18 protein-coding genes and 2 tRNA genes are annotated in these 19,950 nt (G+C 61.4%); 9 read left to right on the top strand and 11 right to left on the bottom strand.

The genetic code is table 11. The features are described from left to right. Positions 1 to 41: 41 nt before the first annotated feature. Complete coding sequence (locus E2K99_RS15095) at positions 42 to 938, bottom strand: LysR family transcriptional regulator (RefSeq protein ID WP_134222760.1); 897 nt, start codon at positions 936 to 938, stop codon at positions 42 to 44. Between the two features lie 166 nt (positions 939 to 1,104). Here E2K99_RS15095 and speB point away from each other — a divergent pair, with 166 nt between their 5' ends. Genes speB through E2K99_RS15060 form a run of 7 tightly spaced genes read left to right on the top strand, consistent with a single transcriptional unit; the run spans position 1,105 to position 8,162 of the window. Next, positions 1,105 to 2,055, top strand: a complete 951-nt coding sequence (speB, locus tag E2K99_RS15090; RefSeq protein WP_134222759.1) for an agmatinase — start codon at positions 1,105 to 1,107, stop codon at positions 2,053 to 2,055. A 10-nt stretch (positions 2,056 to 2,065) separates the two neighbouring features. After that, complete coding sequence (locus E2K99_RS15085; RefSeq protein ID WP_134222758.1) at positions 2,066 to 2,959, top strand: sugar phosphate isomerase/epimerase family protein; 894 nt, start codon at positions 2,066 to 2,068, stop codon at positions 2,957 to 2,959. Between the two features lie 2 nt (positions 2,960 to 2,961). Continuing rightward, complete coding sequence (locus tag E2K99_RS15080; protein ID WP_134222757.1) at positions 2,962 to 4,026, top strand: isopenicillin N synthase family dioxygenase; 1,065 nt, start codon at positions 2,962 to 2,964, stop codon at positions 4,024 to 4,026. A gap of 51 nt (positions 4,027 to 4,077) precedes the next feature. Continuing rightward, entirely contained in the window at positions 4,078 to 4,890 is an 813-nt protein-coding gene (locus E2K99_RS15075; RefSeq protein ID WP_134222756.1) for a transporter substrate-binding domain-containing protein, read from the top strand. A 30-nt stretch (positions 4,891 to 4,920) separates the two neighbouring features. Beyond that, complete coding sequence (locus E2K99_RS26100) at positions 4,921 to 6,450, top strand: amino acid ABC transporter permease/ATP-binding protein (RefSeq protein ID WP_134222755.1); 1,530 nt, start codon at positions 4,921 to 4,923, stop codon at positions 6,448 to 6,450. Between the two features lie 7 nt (positions 6,451 to 6,457). Next, positions 6,458 to 7,207, top strand: coding sequence for a class II aldolase/adducin family protein (locus E2K99_RS15065; RefSeq protein WP_134222754.1), 750 nt, complete (start codon positions 6,458 to 6,460; stop codon positions 7,205 to 7,207). Further along, entirely contained in the window at positions 7,137 to 8,162 is a 1,026-nt protein-coding gene (locus E2K99_RS15060) for a 2-hydroxyacid dehydrogenase (protein ID WP_134222753.1), read from the top strand. The genes E2K99_RS15065 and E2K99_RS15060 overlap by 71 nt, the downstream gene beginning before the upstream one ends. An 83-nt stretch (positions 8,163 to 8,245) precedes the next feature. On the opposite strand, the gene E2K99_RS15055 is transcribed toward E2K99_RS15060, so the two are convergent. After that, a complete protein-coding gene (locus tag E2K99_RS15055) occupies positions 8,246 to 10,465 on the bottom strand; it encodes an alpha/beta hydrolase domain-containing protein (RefSeq protein ID WP_134222752.1) in 2,220 nt (739 codons plus the stop codon). A 551-nt stretch (positions 10,466 to 11,016) separates the two neighbouring features. Between E2K99_RS15055 and E2K99_RS15050 the strand changes: the two genes are divergently transcribed. Both E2K99_RS15050 and E2K99_RS15045 read left to right on the top strand, forming a co-directional pair. Further along, positions 11,017 to 11,367: a DUF7668 domain-containing protein gene (locus E2K99_RS15050; protein WP_134222751.1), complete on the top strand. Its 351-nt coding sequence runs from the start codon at positions 11,017 to 11,019 to the stop codon at positions 11,365 to 11,367. A 261-nt stretch (positions 11,368 to 11,628) separates the two neighbouring features. After that, positions 11,629 to 11,940 carry a hypothetical protein gene (locus E2K99_RS15045; protein WP_134040251.1) on the top strand — a complete coding sequence of 104 codons (312 nt, stop codon included), beginning with the start codon at positions 11,629 to 11,631 and terminating at the stop codon, positions 11,938 to 11,940. A 595-nt stretch (positions 11,941 to 12,535) separates the two neighbouring features. Here E2K99_RS15045 and E2K99_RS15040 read toward each other — a convergent pair. From E2K99_RS15040 to E2K99_RS15000, 9 genes are all read right to left on the bottom strand, one after another. Next, positions 12,536 to 12,620: transfer RNA gene (locus tag E2K99_RS15040), tRNA-Leu, on the bottom strand. A gap of 259 nt (positions 12,621 to 12,879) precedes the next feature. Continuing rightward, positions 12,880 to 12,964: transfer RNA gene (locus E2K99_RS15035), tRNA-Leu, on the bottom strand. A gap of 137 nt (positions 12,965 to 13,101) precedes the next feature. After that, positions 13,102 to 13,833 carry an ABC transporter ATP-binding protein gene (locus tag E2K99_RS15030; RefSeq protein WP_088753394.1) on the bottom strand — a complete coding sequence of 244 codons (732 nt, stop codon included), beginning with the start codon at positions 13,831 to 13,833 and terminating at the stop codon, positions 13,102 to 13,104. Next, positions 13,830 to 14,591 (bottom strand): ABC transporter ATP-binding protein, encoded by a 762-nt coding sequence (locus tag E2K99_RS15025; RefSeq protein WP_121041850.1) that lies wholly within the window; start codon positions 14,589 to 14,591, stop codon positions 13,830 to 13,832. Before E2K99_RS15025 ends, E2K99_RS15030 begins: the two co-directional genes overlap by 4 nt. Then, positions 14,591 to 15,466 (bottom strand): branched-chain amino acid ABC transporter permease, encoded by an 876-nt coding sequence (locus tag E2K99_RS15020; protein WP_034335500.1) that lies wholly within the window; start codon positions 15,464 to 15,466, stop codon positions 14,591 to 14,593. The genes E2K99_RS15025 and E2K99_RS15020 overlap by 1 nt, the downstream gene beginning before the upstream one ends. A gap of 1 nt (position 15,467) precedes the next feature. Continuing rightward, on the bottom strand, positions 15,468 to 16,349 hold the full coding sequence (locus E2K99_RS15015) for a branched-chain amino acid ABC transporter permease (RefSeq protein WP_134222750.1): 882 nt from the start codon (positions 16,347 to 16,349) through the stop codon (positions 15,468 to 15,470). A 281-nt stretch (positions 16,350 to 16,630) separates the two neighbouring features. Next, positions 16,631 to 17,788, bottom strand: a complete 1,158-nt coding sequence (locus tag E2K99_RS15010; RefSeq protein ID WP_088753397.1) for an ABC transporter substrate-binding protein — start codon at positions 17,786 to 17,788, stop codon at positions 16,631 to 16,633. A 311-nt stretch (positions 17,789 to 18,099) separates the two neighbouring features. Continuing rightward, positions 18,100 to 19,494 (bottom strand): argininosuccinate lyase, encoded by a 1,395-nt coding sequence (argH, locus tag E2K99_RS15005; protein ID WP_134222749.1) that lies wholly within the window; start codon positions 19,492 to 19,494, stop codon positions 18,100 to 18,102. Positions 19,495 to 19,619: 125 nt separating this feature from the next. Beyond that, positions 19,620 to 19,901: a hypothetical protein gene (locus tag E2K99_RS15000; protein WP_134222748.1), complete on the bottom strand. Its 282-nt coding sequence runs from the start codon at positions 19,899 to 19,901 to the stop codon at positions 19,620 to 19,622. Positions 19,902 to 19,950 lie beyond the last annotated feature (49 nt).

Genomic DNA, 19,950 nt, shown 5'->3' with positions numbered 1-19,950 from the left:
GCGCACGGCGGCACCCTGCACAGATGGCAGCAGGCGCATTGCTAGCGCTTGCTGCCGCGCTTGCCGGTCTGCAGCAGTTCGCGCATTGCCTGCAAAGGCAGTTCGCGGCTGCGGCCTCGGCGTAGCACCAGGGAAAACTGCGACTGGTAGCCAAACTCGGACGGCAGCAAGACTTTCAATCGTCCTTGCTCCACCCAAGACTGCGCATAGTGCTCCGGCAGATAGCCGATGTAGCGGCCCGAGAGGATCAGGATCAACTGCGCTTCCATGCTTTCTACCGTGGCCACGCTGCGCTTGAAACCGTGCCGGCTCAGCTCGGTCTGGCTCCAGTAACTGCGGCTGACCACGCTCATTTCCGAGACGGCCGACGCGCGCAGGTTGCGCTGCTGGAAGCAGGGGTGCCGGTCGCTGCAATACAGCCACTGCTGCTCGCGGTAGAGCGGCTGATAGATCAGGCCATTGGCCTTGGCGGGGAAAAAGCCCACCGCGATGTCGAGTTCATTGTCCAGCAAGCCCTTCTGCAGTTCGTAGGGGCTGCGGATGAGCAGGTTCAGGTGCATGCCCGGAAACTTGCTGGAAAACATCCCGATCGCCTCCGCCATCGGCAGGGAAGGATCGGTCACCGTCGTGTCGAGCACCCCTATCGTCAGCGTGCCGCCCAGTTCGCCCTTGAGCGACTGGGTATAGCGTTCGAAACTGTCCACCTCCCCCAGCACACGCAGCGTTTCCGAGAGCAGCAGTTCTCCCTTGTCCGTGAGCGCGAAACCACCCCGTCCACGCCGGCAGACGGTAAAGCCGACATCACTCTCCAACTGGGCCATGTAGGTGCTGATGGCCGAGGTCGTCAGGTTCAGCTCCTGCTGGGCCCGGGCGAATCCCTGGTGGCGGACCACTGCGGCGAATATGCGCAGCAACTTGAAATCGATGCCTGGGGTCATGGATAAATCGTCTTTGCATGGAGGAGGGCGTGCGTTCAGTGCCCGGGATAAGTTTCGAATTCTAACAACTTATTATTTGATTACAGCTATCTTTTGATAACTATCGGCCATTGTATATTCGCTTCGTCGCAGCCTGCTGTTGCTGCAAGAACAAGGGTGATACGCAATGTCCAAAGTCTTCCACCAGCCCCAAAGCGGCAACGACATGCCGCGCTTTGCCGGCCGTTCGACCATGATGCGCCTGCCCGCGATGGACAGCGCCGAGGGACTGGATGCGGCCTTCATCGGCGTGCCGCTCGATATCGGCACCTCCCTGCGCGCCGGGACCCGCTTCGGTCCGCGCCAGATCCGCGCTGAATCGGTGATGATCCGCCCCTACAACATGGCCACCGGTGCCGCGCCCTTCGATTCCCTGTCGGTGGCTGACATCGGCGATGTCGCCATCAATACCTACAACCTGCTCGAATCGGTGCGCGTCATCGAAGAAGCGTATGAGGAGTTGATGGCGTATCCGGTCATTCCGCTCACGCTCGGCGGCGACCACACCATCACCTTGCCTATCCTGCGCGCCATTGCACGCAAGCACGGCCCGGTGGGCCTGGTGCACGTCGATGCCCATACCGACACCAATGACGACATGTTCGGCGAGAAGATCGCCCATGGCACCACCTTCCGCCGCGCAGTGGAAGAGGGCTTGCTCGACTGCAAGCGGGTGGTGCAGATCGGACAGCGTGCGCAGGGCTACTCCAGCGGCGACTTCCAGTGGGGGGTGGACCAGGGTTTCCGCCTGGTGCAGGCCGAGCAATGCTGGCATCGTTCGCTGGCGCCGCTGATGGAAGAAGTACGCGCCCAGATCGGCGCCGGTCCGGTCTACCTGAGTTTCGATATCGACGGCATCGACCCGGCCTGGGCACCCGGCACCGGTACCCCCGAAGTGGGCGGGCTGACTTCCATCCAGGCCCTGGAAATCGTGCGTGGCTGCCGTGGCATGAACCTTGTTGGCTGTGATCTGGTGGAGGTCTCGCCTCCCTATGACTTGAGCGGCAATACCTCGCAGCTGGGCGCGAACCTGCTCTACGAAATGCTGTGTGTGCTGCCCGGCGTGACCTACCGCTGAGAGGCCGGCCATGGAGCTGAAGATCTTTCGCAGCGGCTGGGGCATGCAAGAACCCGGGAGCCGCTGCGTGGCCGAACTGCGCGAGGCCGGCTGCAGCGGCCTGGAAGCGCGCCTGCCGATGGCGCAGCAGGAGCGGCGCGCATTGCGCGACCGCCTGCAGGCCGAGGCGCTGGATTACATCGCCATCGTCTTCAGTGGCGTGGACGTCGTTCCGCGCCAGGCCGACCGGCCGGAGGTGCATTTGCAGCACCTGGCGCGCGCCTTCGATGCGGCGGCGGAACTGCAGCCCCGTTTCGTGAACCTGCTGGCCGGCAACGACCGCTGGCCCTTGGCGGAACAAGTCGATTTCCTGGGGCGGGCGCAGGCCCTGGCCGATGATGCGGGCGTGCCTTGCAGCTTCGAGACCCATCGCGCCAGTTCGCTCTACAGTCCCTGGATCACACTGGACATCGTGCGCCAGCTGCCCCGGCTGCGCTACACCGCCGACATCAGCCACTGGGTCGTGGTCTGCGAGCGCTTGCTGGATGACCCGCTGGATGACCTCACGCCCTTCCTTGAGCGCGTCCACCATGTGCAGGCGCGCGTGGGCTATGCGCAGGGGCCGCAGGTCCCCGATCCGGCCGCACCCGAATACGCGCCCGAGCTGGCATTTCACCAGCGCATCTGGGAGACGGTCTGGTCCTTCCAGCACGCCAGCGGTTATGCCATCAGCACGCTCACGCCGGAATTCGGTCCGGACGGCTACCTGCATCTGCTGCCCTATACCCGCAGCCCCGTGGCTGACCTGTGGCAACTCAATCGTTGGATGGCGCAGCAGGAGCGCGCGCATTTTGCACGCTGGTCACAACAGCATGGCATCGGTTCTTCGTCATCAACGCAGTCGTCTTCTACCGCAGGAGTTTGAACATGCATACCGGACAGCGCAATTTCACGGCCTTGCCCGTGATCGATATCAGCGGCCTGTATGGTGACGAGCCGGCACAGCGCCAGGCGGTTGCCGACCAGCTGGGAGCGGCGGCGCGCGAGGTCGGATTTTTCTACATCACCGGCCACAGGATCGATCCGCAGTTGATCGCCGGCCTGCGCGAGGCCAGCCGCGCGCTGTTTGCGCAGCCGATGCCGTGGAAGATGCGCTATTACATCGGCGACGCCTGGGGCCACAAGGGCTATGTGCCCGAGGGCGAAGAGGTCTATTCCAAGGGCCGGCCCGATCACAAGGAAGCCTTCGACATCGGTTTCGAGGTGCCGGATGACCATCCGCTGGTACTGGCCGGCACGCCCCTGATCGGCAACAACAAATGGCCCGAGCTGCCGGGTTTCAAGGAGGCCGTCTCCCGATATTACGAGGCGGTGTTCGCGCTTGGCCGCACCTTGTTCCGTGGCTTTGCGCTGGCGCTGGGCCAGCCCGAGGATGCCTTCGAGTCCCTGGTGACCTGTCCGCCCTCGAAGCTGCGGCTGATTCATTATCCGGTCGACCTGGAAGCGGTCGATGCGCCCGGCATCGGTGCCCACACGGATTACGAATGCTTCACCCTGCTGCTGGCCGATCAGCCCGGCCTGGAAGTGATGAATGACCAGGGCGCCTGGATCGACGCGCCACCCTGTTCGGTGGCCGGCGAGGAAGCTTTCGTCATCAATATCGGCGACATGCTCGAAGTGATGACCGCGGGCGCCTTCCCCGCCACGTCGCACCGCGTGCGCAAGGTACAGCAGGAACGCTATTCCTTCCCGCTGTTTTTCGCCTGCGACTATCACACGCGCATCCGCCCCTTGCCGCAATTTGCCAGCGGATCTGAAGACGCGACCCGTTACGGTGAGCTGTCCATCGGAGAACACATGTATTCGCAGGCTCAGCAGACCTATACCTACCTCAAGCGCAAGGTGGAAGCAGGCGAGTTGGCGATGTCTGCGGATGCATTGAAGCCCGGCAGTTTTGGTTATACCCGGCCCCGGACGACGGCCGGTCATTGAGATCTCGTCCACATTTCTTTTTTAGCCCGCTTACAGAAGGAGTTCCGCGCCATGACCCACACCGCCCGCCGCATTTCGTTCAAGCGCAACCTGCTCACGCTGGCCCTGTCAGCCTTGCTGCCGGTAGCAGCGTCCGCGCAGACCATGGTCCCCGGCCAGCTCAAGGTCGGCATGGAAATCACCTATCCCCCTTTTGAATCCTGGCAGGGCGACAAGGTCGTCGGTTTCGATCCGGACATCGCCGAGATGCTGGGCCGGGAATTGAAGCTCAAGCCTTCCTTCATCGATACCAAGTTCCCCAGCCTGATTCTGGGCCTGGGCGGTGGTCAGTTCGATGCGATCATTTCCGGCATGTACATCACGCCCGAGCGTACTGCTCAGGCTGATGCCATTGCCTACGGCAAGACCGGTGCGGCCATCATGGTGGCCAAGGACGGCGGCGTCATGCCCAAGAGCGAAAACGACCTGTGCGGTCTCAAGGTCGGCCTGCAAGCAGGGACCAGCTGGGTCAACGCCTTGAAGAAACTCTCGGCCGAATACTGTGTGCCCCAGGGCAAGCCCGCCGTGGCCGTGAGCGAATTCCCGACCGCGCCGGAAGCCTCGCAGGCCCTGCTGTCGAAGAACATCCAGGCCCAGATGGAAATCGCCGGTGCCGCCAAGATGCTGGCCGAGCGCAGCAAGGGCCGCATCGTCATCAGTTCGCCGGCACTGGTGTATCCGCAGACGCTGGGCATCTACGTCAAGAAGGGCAATACCGTCCTGTACCAGGCTTTGCAGAAAGCGTTGGCAGCAGGCCATGCCAGCGGGGAATACGCAGCCCTCATCAAGAAATACGATCTTGAGCCCGTGGCGGTAGCCAAGTAACGTCGACCTTGAACCACCGGGAGCTCTCGCATGGCATTGGATTGGTCGTATTTCTGGTCCCTCTTTTCAATGGGGATCTTCTGGCGCGCGTGTCTCACGGTGGTCGAACTGGGTTCGCTGGTGTGGGTACTGGGCATGGTGCTGGGCTTCTTGCTGGCCTGCGCCCGCACCTCCGGCACGCGCTGGATCAACTGGGCCGCCGGGCTGTATATCTGGCTCTTCCGCAGCCTGCCGCTGCTGGTCGTGGTGGTGGTGGTCTTCAACCTGCCGCAAATTTTTCCGCTGACCCGCGCTGTTGTCGGCGATCCTTTCTTTGCCGGGCTGGTGGCCATGGTGCTCACTGAGGCCGCCTACATGGCCGAGATTCACCGCGGCGGCCTGCAGTCGGTCGCCCGTGGCCAGCGCGAGGCCGGACGTGCGCTGGCCTTGAGCCTGTTCGGCACGATGCGGCTGATCGTCATTCCGCAGGCGTTCCGGATCGCCTTGCCCACGCTCATCAACGAATATGTCACCATCATCAAGCTCACCTCGCTGGTATCGGTGATTTCCCTGCCCGAGCTGCTGATGACGGGCCTGCGGCTGTATTCGCAGAATTTCCTGGTGATGGAAACCCTGCTTGGCGTGGCCGTGTATTACGTGTTGCTGGTGACGCTCTTCAGCACGCTGCTGGCTTGGTTCGAACGCCGGCTGGATCTGCAGAAGCGCCGTCCCGCAACCCTGGTCGAGGCCGACTGCGCGGCCTTGCGCAAGCAGCTCGGCAGCTCGCCGGTCGCGCCGGCGGCCAGTCATGCTGCAGGCCAGCCGAGCGCATTGGAGCTGGTCAACATCCACAAAGCGTACGGACCGCATCAGGTGCTCAAAGGAGTGAACCTGAGCGTACGCAAGGGCGAGGTGATTTCCATCATCGGCCCCTCGGGTTCTGGCAAGACCTCGCTGATCCGCACCATCAATGCGCTGGAAAAGATCGACCAGGGCGAGATCATTCTCTTCGGTGAAGGCTATATCAGCGCCAATGCCTCGCTCGACAGCAGGCTGGTGCGCCATGGCATCGGCCGCATCGGGATGGTGTTCCAGGGATTCAACCTGTTCCCTCATCTGAGCGTGCTGGAGAACGTATTGCTGGCACCGCGTTACCATCACGAGCCGGCCGATCCGGCGCTGCGCCAGACCCGGGCCCTGCAACTGCTGGACAAGGTGGGCCTGCTGGCGCACCAGCACAAATACCCGCACCAGCTCTCCGGCGGCCAGCAGCAACGGGTGGCCATTGCCCGGGCGCTGGCCATGTCGCCTGACGTGATGCTGTTTGACGAACCGACCTCGGCACTGGACCCCGAACTGGTCGGCGAGGTCCTGAAGGTGATTCAGGATCTGGCCCAGGAGGGCATGACCATGGTGATCGTCACGCATGAGATGGACTTTGCGCTGACCATCTCGGACCGCGTGCTGTTCATGGAAAACGGCCTGGTCCAGCTGGATGCATCGCCCCAGCACATCCGCCAGGCAACGACTACCGACGCCGCGACGCTGCGCGTGCGCCGCTTCATGGGATTGGACGCTTGAGATGACGATGACTACTGACGAACTCATCCTGCGCCGCGACCTCGCCGCCGCTTATCGGCTGGCCGCGCTGTTCGGCTGGGACGACACGCTCTACACGCATTTCTCGGTACGGTTGCCGCGTGCAGCCCATGCCGCACCGGAGGATGACCGCTTCCTCATCAATCCCTTCGGGCTGATGTTCGATGAAGTGCGTGCCAGCGACCTGCTGGTGGTAGATCTGCAGGGTCGCGTGGTATCGGGCAAGGCTGATTACAACGTCGCCGGCTTCACCATCCACAGCGCCGTACACATGGCGCGCGAGGATGCCCATTGCGTGCTGCATACCCACACGCTGCCCGGCATGGCCGTGGCGGCCTGCGAGCAGGGGCTGCTGCAGCTCAACCAGATCAGTACCGAGTTCCACCAGCGGGTCGGCGTGCATGCCTATGAGGGCGTGGCCTTCGATCTGGATGAACGTACACGCATCCAGCAATCGCTGGGCAACAACATCGCCTTGCTGTTGCGCCACCATGGACTTCTATCGGTGGGGGCTACGGTGGCCGATGCATTTGCGATCATGTTCTACCTCAATCGTGCGTGCGAGATTCAGATGGCTGCTGCGCAAATGGCCACAGTGGCCGGACCGGTTACCGAGATTGCCGCGCACTTGAGCCAGCACGCCTGCGAGCAGCTGCAAAGCGTCGAACATGAGCGCCAGATCCTGTGGCAAGCATGGCTGCGGCGCCTGGACCGACTGGATCCTTCCTATCGCGACTGAGGGCCACGCCATGCCGACCTTGTTGATTTGCAGCGCGACCGATGACCTCAGTGACCTGCTAGCGGTGTTTCGTGAAGAGGCCGCGCGCCGCATGCCGGAGCTGCAAGTGCGGCTGTGGCCGGACCTGCCCGATCCGGACGATGTGGAGGCTGTTGCCGGCTGGTATCCGCCGGCTGGGGTCATCGAGCGCTTGCCCAATCTGCGCCTGATTTCTTCCATTGCAGCCGGAGTCGATCATGTGCTCGGCGCTGCGCGGGCTCACCCTCTTGTGCCGGTGTGCCGCATCGTTGATCCCGCGCTGGCGGCAGGAATGGTCGAGTACGTCTTGTGGGCCGTGCTGTATTACCACCGCGCGCTGGACCAGGCGCTGCAGCAGCAGGTACAGCGTGTGTGGAAGATCCCGCCGCAAAAGCCGGCGCATCAGACCCATGTCGGCCTGATGGGGCTGGGTGCTCTGGGGAGCCATCTGGCCGGGGTGTTGCGCGGTCAGGGCTTTACGGTCAGTGGCTGGTCACGTTCGGCACATCACATCGAGGGCGTGAAGACCTATGCCGGTGACGATGCGCTTCATGCATTCCTGCAGGCACCCGATATCGTGGTCTGCCTCTTGCCGCTGACCGATGCCACCCGCAAGCTGCTGGGGCGCGACGTATTTGCGGCGATGAAGCCGGATGCAGCGCTGGTGCATTGCGGCCGGGGAGAGCATCTGGTGGAGGAGGATTTGCTGGAAGCACTGGACCGGCAGCATTTGCGCGGGGCCGTGCTGGATGTCTTTGCGCAGGAACCGTTGCCCGCATCCAACGCGTTGTGGTCGCATCCGCGCGTGGTGGTCACGCCGCATATGGCGTCGAGTGCGCAGCCTGAGGTGATCGTCGGACAGATTCTGGACAACGTGCAGCGGGTACGCAGCGGGCAGCCTGTGCTGAATGGTGTTGATCGCGGTCTGGGGTATTAGGGCCTACCGGAAAGCTGCCTCACCTGAATACGTGAACATGCAGTCCATGGGCCGGCCTGCGCCCATGGGCCCGGCAACATCACTCAGGGTTGCGGAATCAATTGCGGCGACACCTGTTGCGCATGAGCCGCAAACAGGTGTTCGGCATCCAGTGGTAGCAGATAGCCTTCCTGCACCAACTTGTCGCCAGCGACCTTGATCTGCGCGGCATAGTCTGCCCGGCCATGGTAGCGCTGGTCGAGTGCAGGCCGGGGATCACTGCTGCTCCTGCTCGCACCACTCACGGCGAAAGGAATTGCGCTGCCCAGCGAAGAACAGGTTTCCCCTTGCGCGTGGCCGCCGGCACGCAGGTTCCATCCCGTGTAAGTAGCCAGTGGTACTGCCACTTCCGGTTGGGCGATGCCGCCCAGCTCATTGCCATCGGCATCAACCTTGGGCACCAGAATGCGGTAGGGCCGCGTGACATCCACGACCGGGATGGCGTTGCGATAATCGGTGACGGCCAGCGGATTGTGGATGCCGCTGTAGGCCAACTGCAGTGGGGTTGGCGTGACTGTCCCTGAGGAGTCGGCCAGTGGTACCAGTACGTTGTCCAGTGCAGGGAAACCGATCGAGGCCTGGTCCGGCGTGACCGCCGTGCCGCTGGCCACCGTGGGGTAGCGCGAGGGTGGCGGCAACTGGTCTTTCGCCAGCCAGCTTTCCATCGCCGGAATCATGGCGCGCAGCACGGGAGCCTGCGTTACGGGGCTGGCCGGGAACTGGCACATGCTGTCCTTGCCGTTCCGCTTCACCACGCCATTCCTGATGCCGGCTCCGCCGGCGTGCTGGGTGCCTGAGATCAGGTAGTAGCGCACGTTGCCCGGCAAGACCAGATCCTTGCCCGCGCCGTCGGTCACCACCAGCGCACCGCGTCCTCCCCACCATTCAAAGCTGCCATCGATCTGCATGATCTTCGGGCAAGTCGCGCTGGCAGTGCATCGCTTGAGCAAGCCATCGGTGACGCCACTGACGGGATCTTTCATCACGTTGTAGGCGAAGGGAAACTGGTCGCCCGGCATCCAGTGTTCTTCATGGCCCTTGGACCAGCGGCCTGGCTGGGAAAAGCGTTCATTGATCCAGGTGCGGCGTCCGCCCGGGATGATGGCCATCATGCCGTCGAAGACCTTGTTGCCCTGCGCATTCTTGTTGAATCCCATGTAGAGGAAGTCGCGCATGAAGCGGCCCGACTGTGAAATACCTTCACCGATAGTCAAGTCAACATTGCGCTTGGCTCGCGCCGTGCAGGACTGTTGGTCGACGCAGGCGGCGTTCTTCATATCGTTGAGGGGATTGGCCGTGCCGCTGGCATCGGCAGGCGCATCGCGCAGGAAGCTCACCAGGTCGCGGACCGCGGCAAAGCCGATCGCCATCACCTTGGGATGGGTGGCGGGATAGACGAAGCTATAGATGCTGCCCTGGTCGGCGGGCACGTTCCCGCCTGCGGGGCCGGGGACTGCAGCGGGCGGAGTGAAGACCACGTTCACGCTGCCGTCCGCCTTGGGTTCGTAATGCCAGTCGGTCACCGGCGCAGAAGGAGCCTGGTAGTCCTGCTGGCCCTGCGCATTGCGCCAGGTCTGGCGCACGGTGAAACTCACTTGCGATTTGTCGCGCAGGGAGGCAGGTGCGTACGAGAGTTTGAATTCGTTGTGTCCCTGATGGAAGTCGGGGATGTATTCTTCGCGGCTCAGACCGGTGATGGCGGAACCATCCTTGTTCGTGACCACCGGGAATTGTGTGCCCAGTGCGCCGTCGATGGCCGCGCCCGATTGCTTCAGGTCACCCTGCCATCCACTCCAGACGATGGTGTAGCCGGCGCGCAGCAGGGAAGGGTAGGTGTCGCCGGGAGCCGGGCCGTTGCGCAGGGATTTGCCGCCGATGAAGAATTCCTCGGCCAGCTTGCGGCCACGATTGGCCACGTCATAGAAGAGCGCGCGACGTGCCTGGGTCGCCGACTTCGGACGCAGGATCACGAAGTCGGTCGTGTAGGAAACGTAGCCATGGGCGTCTCTGGGGGCCTTGTCGAGATCGGTGATGCTGGCATTGTCCGGGTGAAGCGGATTGAGCTTGCCGTGCACGACGCCCGAGATCAACTGGTAGGGGCCGGCCGCACCGGCTGGCGTTGCGCCACCGAAGGCATCGGCGGTCTGGGTGATTTCAAGCTGGTCGATGTAGCCGGACGGCCTGGCTGGTGAGTTGGCGGCGAGCGCCTGTCCCGTGGCTGCCGTGCCAGCGACGAGGGCCAGCAAGGTGAGGGTGGTTTTCATGGTCTCCGTGATTTTTTGGGAACGAGGAAGACCAAGCCTACCGCAAACTGGGATGACGGGTTTTTATCGCTAGCGTCACCTTCGGTGATTTCATCTTTATGGAATAGAGACTTAAGGGAAAGATGATTGATCAGTTCTGTGAGTGACGTCGTCGATAGGTTTTCTGCTGGTGACGCGAGAGAAGTTGAGTGCGTATCGAGCTGAGCAATAGTGTTGTGCAAACAGGTGGGCGCGCCGTGCAATGGCAGGTCCTTGATACCCGGAAGCGAAAGCATTTGAAGACGCCTGTTACACTATTGCAATGAACTTCGGCACAGTCTTTGTGTGCAATCCAAGGAGCTTGGTGAGCGTCAGTATCGGGACAGCTTGTTGGTCACTTCTGGATTCGAAAAAGCGGCATGACGCGTGTTTTCCGTGCTGGAATTAAAAGCTCCCTCGGGAGCAGATCTTGAGAAGACGTTCCTCAGGCGCAGAAAATGTAGCTGAAACGGAATATTGCCCGGCTAGCATCGTGCAGATACAGCCACCCGGATTTCCAGGAATGCGAACACATGAACACGTTTGATCAACGACTTATCACTCTGATTCGTCAGCTCATTTCATGGCTAGTCGCGGGTGATTACGAAGCGGCCCAGCGCCGTTCACGTGGTATTCGCCTTTCCGCCGACCTGATGCGTGATGCTGTCTTGAGATACGGCCGGACGTTGGTTATTCCGCCCGACACTGCATTCGCCGGTATCGATGCGATTGAAGTCAGGAATGCCGCTAGCCCAACCTGGTCTGTTCGCTTTGATCTTTGGACGGCTGAGGAGGGCCGGTCAGACCTCTCGTTGGAATGCACATTAATCGACCGCGGTGCAGGGCGTATTGATTTGGAGATTGATAATTTGCACTCGCTTTGAGCTTGATCCTGCCGCGAGACACAAGATGAGATGGAGTTAGCCGTCGAGTAACTGGATGTCGCTCCCTACAATGCCTTGACTAATAGCTGTCGAGATTCTACTGCAGCGCAGTTCAACTATATAAAAGCAGAGATTCTTCGGGCTCGCTCCGAGGGACGCGATTCCAAATTTTAGGCGGTCGATATGCAACATTCTCTTTGCCGATTGGTTTTCCTGATGGTCTTATTTTTCATATTGCCGGGATGCGATGGAGAGAGTCCCTTGAAAGAACTGCCATCACAGGTGATCCTGGAATCATATGCGCCCAACGGAGAATTGATTTCGAAGCGCATACTCCCGATGGATGATGCTGTTTATCTGAACTTAATTTCTTTTTTTGAGATGCAGCGTGTCGGCTGGAAGGTCAATGTCACTTCATATAAGACAGCACCCTTCATTCTGAGAGCCAACAACACTATTATTCGTTGCTATCAAGACTTGATGGTTATTGATACTGTTGACTCTGGTAGCTCGAAGTCTGTTAAAAAGGTTGTGCCAGGCTTGTTACTAAAACTTAGCTTGCGTGTGGAATAGTCCGGGCTAAACAAGATAACTCGTTAGAAAGTATCTATGCATATCTCCCGCAAAGCGCGCAGGCGCTTTGCTCGTGCGCCCCAAACGCAAAAGGCCGGTTGATTTCCATCAACCGGCCTTTTATGTTTTGCTGCCCACGGAGGACCTCGGTCACATCCCGCGACCCCGTCCGGCCTTGCAAGGCCGGACTTTCTCGTCCCTCCCGCAAAGCGCGCAGGCGCTTTGCTCGTGCGCCCCAAACGCAAAAGGCCGGTTGATTTTCATCAACCGACCTTTTTTGTTTTGCTGCGCACGGAGGACCTCGGTCACGTCCCGCGACCCCGTCCGGCCTTGCAAGGCCGGACTTTCTCGTCCCTCCCGCAAAGCGCGAAGGCGCTTTGCTCGTACGCCCCAAAACGCAAAAGGCCGGTTGATTTTCATCAACCGGCCTTTTATGTTTTGCTGCCCACGGAGGACCTCGGTCACGTCCCGCGACCCCGTCCGGCCGTGCAAGGCCGGACTTTCTCGTCCCTCCCGCAAAGCGCGCAGGCGCTTTGCTCGTGTGCCCCAAAACGCAAAAGGCCGGTTGATTTTCATCAACCGGCCTTTTTTGTTTTGGTGCCCACGGAGGGACTCGAACCCCCACACCTCGCGGCACATGGACCTGAACCATGCGCGTCTACCAATTCCGCCACGTGGGCCTTCTGCAAATGCGTTCAAACTGCATTGCTTGAAAGAGGCTGCATTCTAAGCGACAACTTTTAAGTTGTCACCTATTTTTTAAAGTTTTTTATTCCAAAAAAACTAATAAAAAAATCGACGCTCAAGAGAGAAGAAGTCCCCTGAAACCTAACAAATTGAAGAAGTGACTTTCGAAGAAAACCACCAAAAAATTACACTATTTTCTGACCGAAGAAACGCAAAAGGCCGGTTGATTTTCATCAACCGACCTTTTATGTCTGGTGCCCACGGAGGGACTCGAACCCCCACACCTCGCGGCACATGGACCTGAACCATGCGCGTCTACCAATTCCGCCACGTGGGCCTTCTGGCATCAGCGGTGACTTGCTGTGCTTGAAAGAGGCTGCATATTAAGGCCTATCAGGCTGATGGTCAACACCTAATTGAGAAATTTTTTATTATTTTTTCTCCAGCCCCGCCACATGCAACAGATCAAGCGCATCAGCCCCCCAGATAAGCCTCCACCACCTTCGGATTGCCCAGCAGATTCGCACCACTATCCTCCAGCACGATCTTGCCCGTCTCCAGCACATAGCCGCGTTGCGCAATGCGCAGCGCCTGGCGCACGTTCTGTTCCACCAGCAGCACCGTCATGCCGGTCTTGTTGATCTCCTGCACGATGCGGAAGATTTCCTGGATGATCAACGGGGCCAGCCCCATCGACGGTTCATCCAGCAACAGGACCTTGGGCTTGGCCATCAGGGCACGGCCAATGGCCAGCATCTGCTGCTCACCACCCGAGAGATTGCCCGCCAGTCCGGCCGCACGGTTCTTCAATACCGGGAAGAGGGAATACACCCACTCCAGATCACGCGCCACGCCGTCCTTGTCCTTGCGCGTATAAGCGCCCAGGGCCAGGTTCTCTTCGACGGTCAGCGTGGTCAGCGTCGCACGGCCTTCGGCCACCTGCACCACGCCGGATTCGACGATGCGGTGCGGCGACATCTGCAGCAGGTCCTGCCCGTTGAGCAGCACACGGCCACGCTGCGCCTTCACCAGGCCGGAGATGGCCAGCAGCGACGTGCTCTTGCCGGCGCCATTGGCACCGACCAGGGCCGTGATCTCGCCTTCGTTCAGGGACAGGCTGATGCCCTTGACCGCTTCAATGTGGCCATAGGCCACCGCCAGGTCCTCGACCTGCAGAATGGGTTGCTTGTTGCCGCTGGCGCTCATGCTTCTTCCTTGCCGAGATAGGCCTCGATCACTTCCTGGTTGTTCTTGATCTGGTCCGGGGTGCCCTCGGCGATGATCTTGCCGAAGTTCAGCACCGCGATGCGCTCGCACAGGCCCATGACGAAACGCATGTCATGCTCGATCATGAAGATGGTGAAACCGCGCGCCTTGATGTTGACGATCTCGCTCATCAGCTCGGTCTTCTCGGCCGGGTTCATGCCAGCGACCGGCTCGTCCAGCAACAGCAGCTTGGGCTTGGTCGCCAGCGCACGCGCGAACTCCAGCTTGCGCTGCTCGCCATAGGACAGACTGTCGGCCAGCATGTGCGCCTTGTGATCCAGGCGCACCCAGGACAGCAGTTCCAGCGCACGTTCGCGCGCTTCCTGCTCGGCCTTGCGGAAACCGCCGAGGTTGAAGAGCATGCTGGCCACACCATAGTTCAGGTGCTCGTGCATGCCGACCACCACGTTCTCCAGCAGTGTCATTTCCTTGAACACGCGGATGTTCTGGAAGGTACGGGCAATGCCGCGCTCGGTGATCTTGTGCGGGGCGACGGCACCGATGTCGTCGTCATTGAAGCGGATGCTGCCGGAGGAGGCGCGCAGCAGGCCCGTGATGAGGTTGAAGACCGTGGTCTTGCCGGCGCCGTTGGGGCCGATCAGGCCGAAGATCTCGCCTTCCTTGACGTTGAAGTTCACACCCTGCAGCACTTGCAGGCCGCCGAAGTTCTTGCTGATGTCGTTCAGTTGTAAAAGCATTACTTCACCTTCTTCTCAGCGTTGCGGCCCAGGAAGGCGCGGATACGGCGCGGGTCCCAGATGCCCTTGGGCAGGTACAGCACCACCAGGATCAGGATCAGACCATTGATGGCCAGGCGGAAGTCCTTGAAATGACGCAGCACTTCCGGCAGCAGCGAAAGAATCGTCGAGCCGATCATCGGACCGATCAGGTTGCTGGTGCCACCGAAGACGGCCATGGTCAGGATGTCGACCGCGTTCTCGAAACCATAGTTGTTGGGGCCGATGGTGAAGGTGAAGTGCGCGTTGAGGCCACCGGCCACACCCGCAATGGCTGCGCCGATGACGAAGGCCAGCAGCTTGTAGCCGGCCACGTTCACGCCCATCAGGCGCGCCGCGACTTCATCTTCCTTGATGGCCTCGAAGGCGCGCCCGGTCTTGGAGCGGCGCAGGCGGGCCAGCGCATAGATCGTCACACCCAGCAGCAGCACGATGTGCCACCACTCGGTGATCGGCGGCACGCCGTTCAGGCCCATCGGGCCACCGGTGATCTCCAGGTTGAGGACGATCACGCGGACCACTTCGCCAAAGCCCAGCGTGGCCATGGCCAGGTAGACACCGGAGAGGCGCAGCGTCGGGATGCCGATCACCAGCGCCACCAGCGAGGGCAGCACGCCGCCGGCGGCCAGCGCGATGGGGAAGGGCATGTCGAACTGCATCGTCAACAGCGAGGCGGTGTAAGCACCGATGCCCATGAAGGCCGCATTGGCCAGCGACAGCAGGCCGCAGGACAGGGTGACGTAGATCGAGAGTGCCAGCATGGCGTTGACGCCGATGCTGAAAATGACCGTGTTGTAGGTGGCCCAGAAGCCATCCCACCATTCCATGAAGCCCATCTTATGCCTTCCTTTCCAGCACTTTGCCAAACATGCCGGAGGGTTTTACCAGCAGGATCAGGAACAGGAGGCCGAACGCCACCGCATCGCGGAAGTCGCTGGAGATATAGGCCACCGTCAGCACCTCGGCAAAGCCGAGGAAGAGGCCGCCGATCATGGCGCCACGGATATCGCCCATGCCGCCCAGGATGATGACGGCGATGCCCTTGTGCAGCATCGGCTGCCCCATGAAGGGCGAGATCGCATTGAAGGACACGCCCACCAGCACGCCGGCCGCACCACCCAGGGCCGCAGCGGCAAAGGAGGTCAGCAGGAACAGGCCTTCGACGTTGATGCCCAGCAGGTAAGCCGCCTTGGGCGACTCGGCGATGGCGCGCAGCGCGCGGCCGAGCTGGGTCTTGCGCATCACGCCCAGCAGCACCACCATCAGCACGAAGGCGATCACGATGATCGCCACCTGCACGGCGGTGATGTGCAGGTTGCCCAGGCTGACGCTGTCTTCAGGGATGGTGCCCTGGGGGAAGCGCTTGTTCTCGGCACCGAAGAGGCCCTGCGAGATGTTGGTGATCATGATGGCCACGCCAATGGTGGCGATCATCGGGATCAGGTGGGGTGCATTTCGTTTGCGCAGTGGCTTCAGGACCAGCACGTCGATGATGAGGCCGAGGGTGCCGGTGGCCACCATGGCCAGCAGCAGCGCCACCCACAGGGGCAGGGCCATCTGCTCCACCAGCAGCAGGGCGGCATAGCTGCCCAGCATGAAGATGGCGCCGTGCGAAAGATTGATCACGCCCAGTACGCCGAAGACCAGCGTGAATCCGAGCGCGAAGAGCGCGTACACGCTGCCCAGCGAAAGGGCATTGATGAGCTGTTGTTCTAACATTGGAACCTGCGATAGGTGATGGGAGACCATGCGCCGCGCCAGCAAATTTGCACGACCGTGCATGCTGCGCGGGGCCCTCCCTCGTTGCGTCGTAGTGCCGGGTTCAACTCGCCCGCGTCATGCGGCAGTTGGTGGTTCCCCGTTCCGGCCTGGCGATTTGCTTCATATCCCCTCCCAGGCGGGCAGCCGGCGGCTGTTGCCGGCTGCGCCCGGGTGAGCGTCGCTTGCGGGTGGCTTGCCGGTTGCCCGGCAGGCCACCCAGCCTGCGTCACACGGCGTGCTTACTTCAGCAGGACGAACTTGCCGCCCTTGGCGATGTTGACGATGGCTTCCTGGTCTGCATCGAAGCCGACCTGCTTGCCTGCCACCGCCGGAGCTGCACGGAAGGCGAACTTGCCGGTAGCGCCGTCGATCTTGACTGCCGGCAGTGCAGCGCGCAGAGCGTCACGGTCCTTGGCCAGGTTGCCGGAGAGCTTCACGCTCTTGATCGCATCGGCCATGATGTACATGGCGTCATAGGCTTGCGCGGCGAACTGGTCGGGATCGGAACCGAACTTGGCCTTGTAGGCGGCAATGAACGCCTTGTTGGCCGGGGTCTGGTTCTCGGCCGACCACGGGCTGCCCATCAGGGTGTTGTCGCCGGCATCCTTGGCGATCTCGAACAGCTTCGGCGAGTTCAGGCCGTTGCCGCCGATGAAGGGCTGCTTCATGCCCAGCGCGCGGGTTTGCAGGATGATGTTGGCGGCTTCTTCAGCCAGGCAGGAGCAGACGATGGCGTCCGGGTTGCCGGCCTTTATCTTGGTCAGCTGGGCCTTGAAGTCGACGTCGCCCTTGGCATAGGCCTCGGTGGTGGTGACGGGGATCTTCTGCTGTTCCAGGGTGGCCTTGAAGACGTCATAGCCGGACTTGGTGAAGGCGTCGTCGTTGCCGTAGATCACGGCGACCTTCTTGATGCCGAAGTGCTTCACGGCCGCCTTGACGGTGACGGGCAGCACGTCGGCTTCCATCACGGAATTGCGGAAGGTGAAGGGACCCATGGCAGTGATGCCGTCAGCGGTATTGCTGGTGCCGAACACCACGACCTTGGCGGCGTTGGCGATCGGGTCGGCCGCGAAGGCCGAGTTCGACAGGGTGGGGCCGAAGACGGCCAGTACCTTGTCCTGGAAGATCAGTTTCTTGAAGACGTTGATGGCTTCTTCCTTCTTGCCTTGTTCGTCTTCGATCACCAGGGCCAGCTTGTCGCCGTTGACGCCGCCCTTGGCATTGATTTCTTCGGAAGCCAGCGTGAAGCCGTTCTTGATGGCCACGCCATATTTGGCGGCCGGGCCGGTCAGGGCTTCGGCCACGCCCAGCTTGATGTCGGCGGCCAGGGCGGCCGAGGACAGGGTGGCACCGATCAGCAGGGCCGGAATGGTCTTGAGCATGGTATTGAATTGCATCGAGTTCTCTCCTCAGTTAGATATTGTAGAAATCGTCCGCATCACGGAGCGCCGTGCGCAACAGCGCGACGCGACGTCATGTGGCGATTCCTTCATCGAGGATGATGCAAAAGGCGCCCGGGATGGCCGGGACTTGTGCTCCATCCTCTGAAGACCGTTGTGTGGTCTCTTTCGATACAGCCGCCACAGCATACCCGAAAAGGCAGGCTGCGCCAGCGATTACAACCCGCTGCAACGCGCCCGGGTAGGGCGCGCCACAGCGGCATGCGAATGTCGTCCGGCCGGCGGACGAGGGTGGTGCGAGATGGTACTTAGTTCAGTTCCTTGCGCAGTTGCGCAATGGCTGCACGCACCTGGTTGGGTGCGGTGCCGCCGATGTGGTCACGTGCGGCCACCGAGCCTTCGAGCGTCAACACGGCAAACACGTCGTCACCGATCAGCTCGGAGAAGGCGCGCAGGTCGGCCAGCGACAGGTCGGCCAGGTCGCAGCCCTTGTCCACGCAGGTCCGCACCGCGTGCGCCACGGCTTCGTGGGCGTCGCGGAAGGGCAGGCCCTTCTTGACCAGGTAGTCGGCCAGGTCGGTCGCCGTGGCGTAGCCCTGCAGGGCGGCCGCGCGCATGGCTTCCGGCTTGACGCTGATGCCGCGCGCCATGTCGGCGAAGATGCGCAGGGTATCGGTGAGCGTGTCGACGGTGTCGAACAGCGGTTCCTTGTCTTCCTGGTTGTCCTTGTTGTAGGCCAGGGGCTGGCCCTTCATCAGGGTCAGCAGGGCGATCAGGTGGCCGTTGACGCGGCCGGTCTTGCCGCGCGCCAGTTCGGGCACGTCCGGGTTCTTCTTCTGCGGCATGATGGACGAGCCGGTGCAGAAGCGATCCGCGATGTCGATGAAGCCCACGCGCGGGCTCATCCAGATCACCAACTCTTCGGACATGCGCGAGATGTGCGTCATCACCAGGGCAGCGGCGGCGCAGAATTCGATGGCGAAGTCACGGTCCGAGACGGCGTCCAGCGAATTGCGGCACACGTCGTCGAAGCCCAGGGTCTTGGCCACGCGCAGGCGGTCGATCGGGAAGGTGGTGCCGGCCAGGGCGGCTGCGCCCAGCGGCAGGCGGTTGATGCGCTTGCGGGCGTCGATCATGCGTTCGGCATCGCGGCCGAACATCTCGACATACGCCAGCACGTGGTGGCCGAAGGTGATCGGCTGCGCCACCTGCATGTGGGTGAAGCCCGGCAGGATGGTGTCGGCGTGCTGTTCGGCCAGGTCCAGCAGGGCCTGGCGCAGATCGCGCAGCAGGCCGATGATGTCGTCGACCGCACCGCGCATGTAGAGGCGGATGTCGGTGGCCACCTGGTCGTTGCGCGAACGGCCGGTGTGCAGGCGCTTGCCGGCGTCGCCGACCAGTTCGGTCAGGCGCTTTTCGATGTTCAGGTGGACGTCTTCCAGGTCCAGCAGCCATTCGAACTGGCCGGACTCGATTTCACCCTTGATCTGGGCCATGCCGCGCTGGATCTCGGCGTAGTCAGCTGCGCTGATGATGCCCTGGTGGGCCAGCATCTCGGCATGCGCCAGCGAGCCCTGGATGTCGACCTGGGCCATGCGGTTGTCGAAGAACACCGATGCGGTATAGCGCTTGACGAGATCGGAGACGGGTTCAGAAAAGCGAGCCGACCAGGCTTCGCCCTTTTTAGCAAATTGGTCTGTCATATAGGGAATTCCGGAGAATGGGCGATTATAGCAAGCACAACTGCGCCAGGCCACGGCCATGCAGGCGGAAATGCTGCGGCACGCGGATTTTTCGCATTTCATCACCAGCCTGTCGCACGCTTTTTTCATCCGTTCCCAGCGGGTGGTTTGGAAAAGCTTTTCTTGACATCAAAGCAGGCGAAGTTTCCGGGTGGCATCATTTTTGCTTGTTGTTTTTGCGCAAGCTCTGCTGAGACGCTAAAAAGCCGTGGGCTACTGACATTTGCTGACGCTATACTCAGGGTGCGATGACTGATCCGGGGGAAATTCTGCAGGTTTCCGGAGAAGATCAGGGCTGCCAGCCACGGCGCAGCCAGGATGATGCCGACACCGGTCGGTGTCGTGGGGGCATCGTCCGGCTGCACCATGCCACGGGGTGGTCCTGTCAAGCGCTCAAGCGAGATGTATGGGGGTCGT

This window comes from Herbaspirillum huttiense (assembly GCF_004367745.1).
GTDB lineage: Bacteria > Pseudomonadota > Gammaproteobacteria > Burkholderiales > Burkholderiaceae_D > Herbaspirillum > Herbaspirillum huttiense.
The sequence above is the reverse complement of the archived record's forward strand: the minus strand, read 5'-3'. Positions and strand labels throughout refer to the sequence as shown.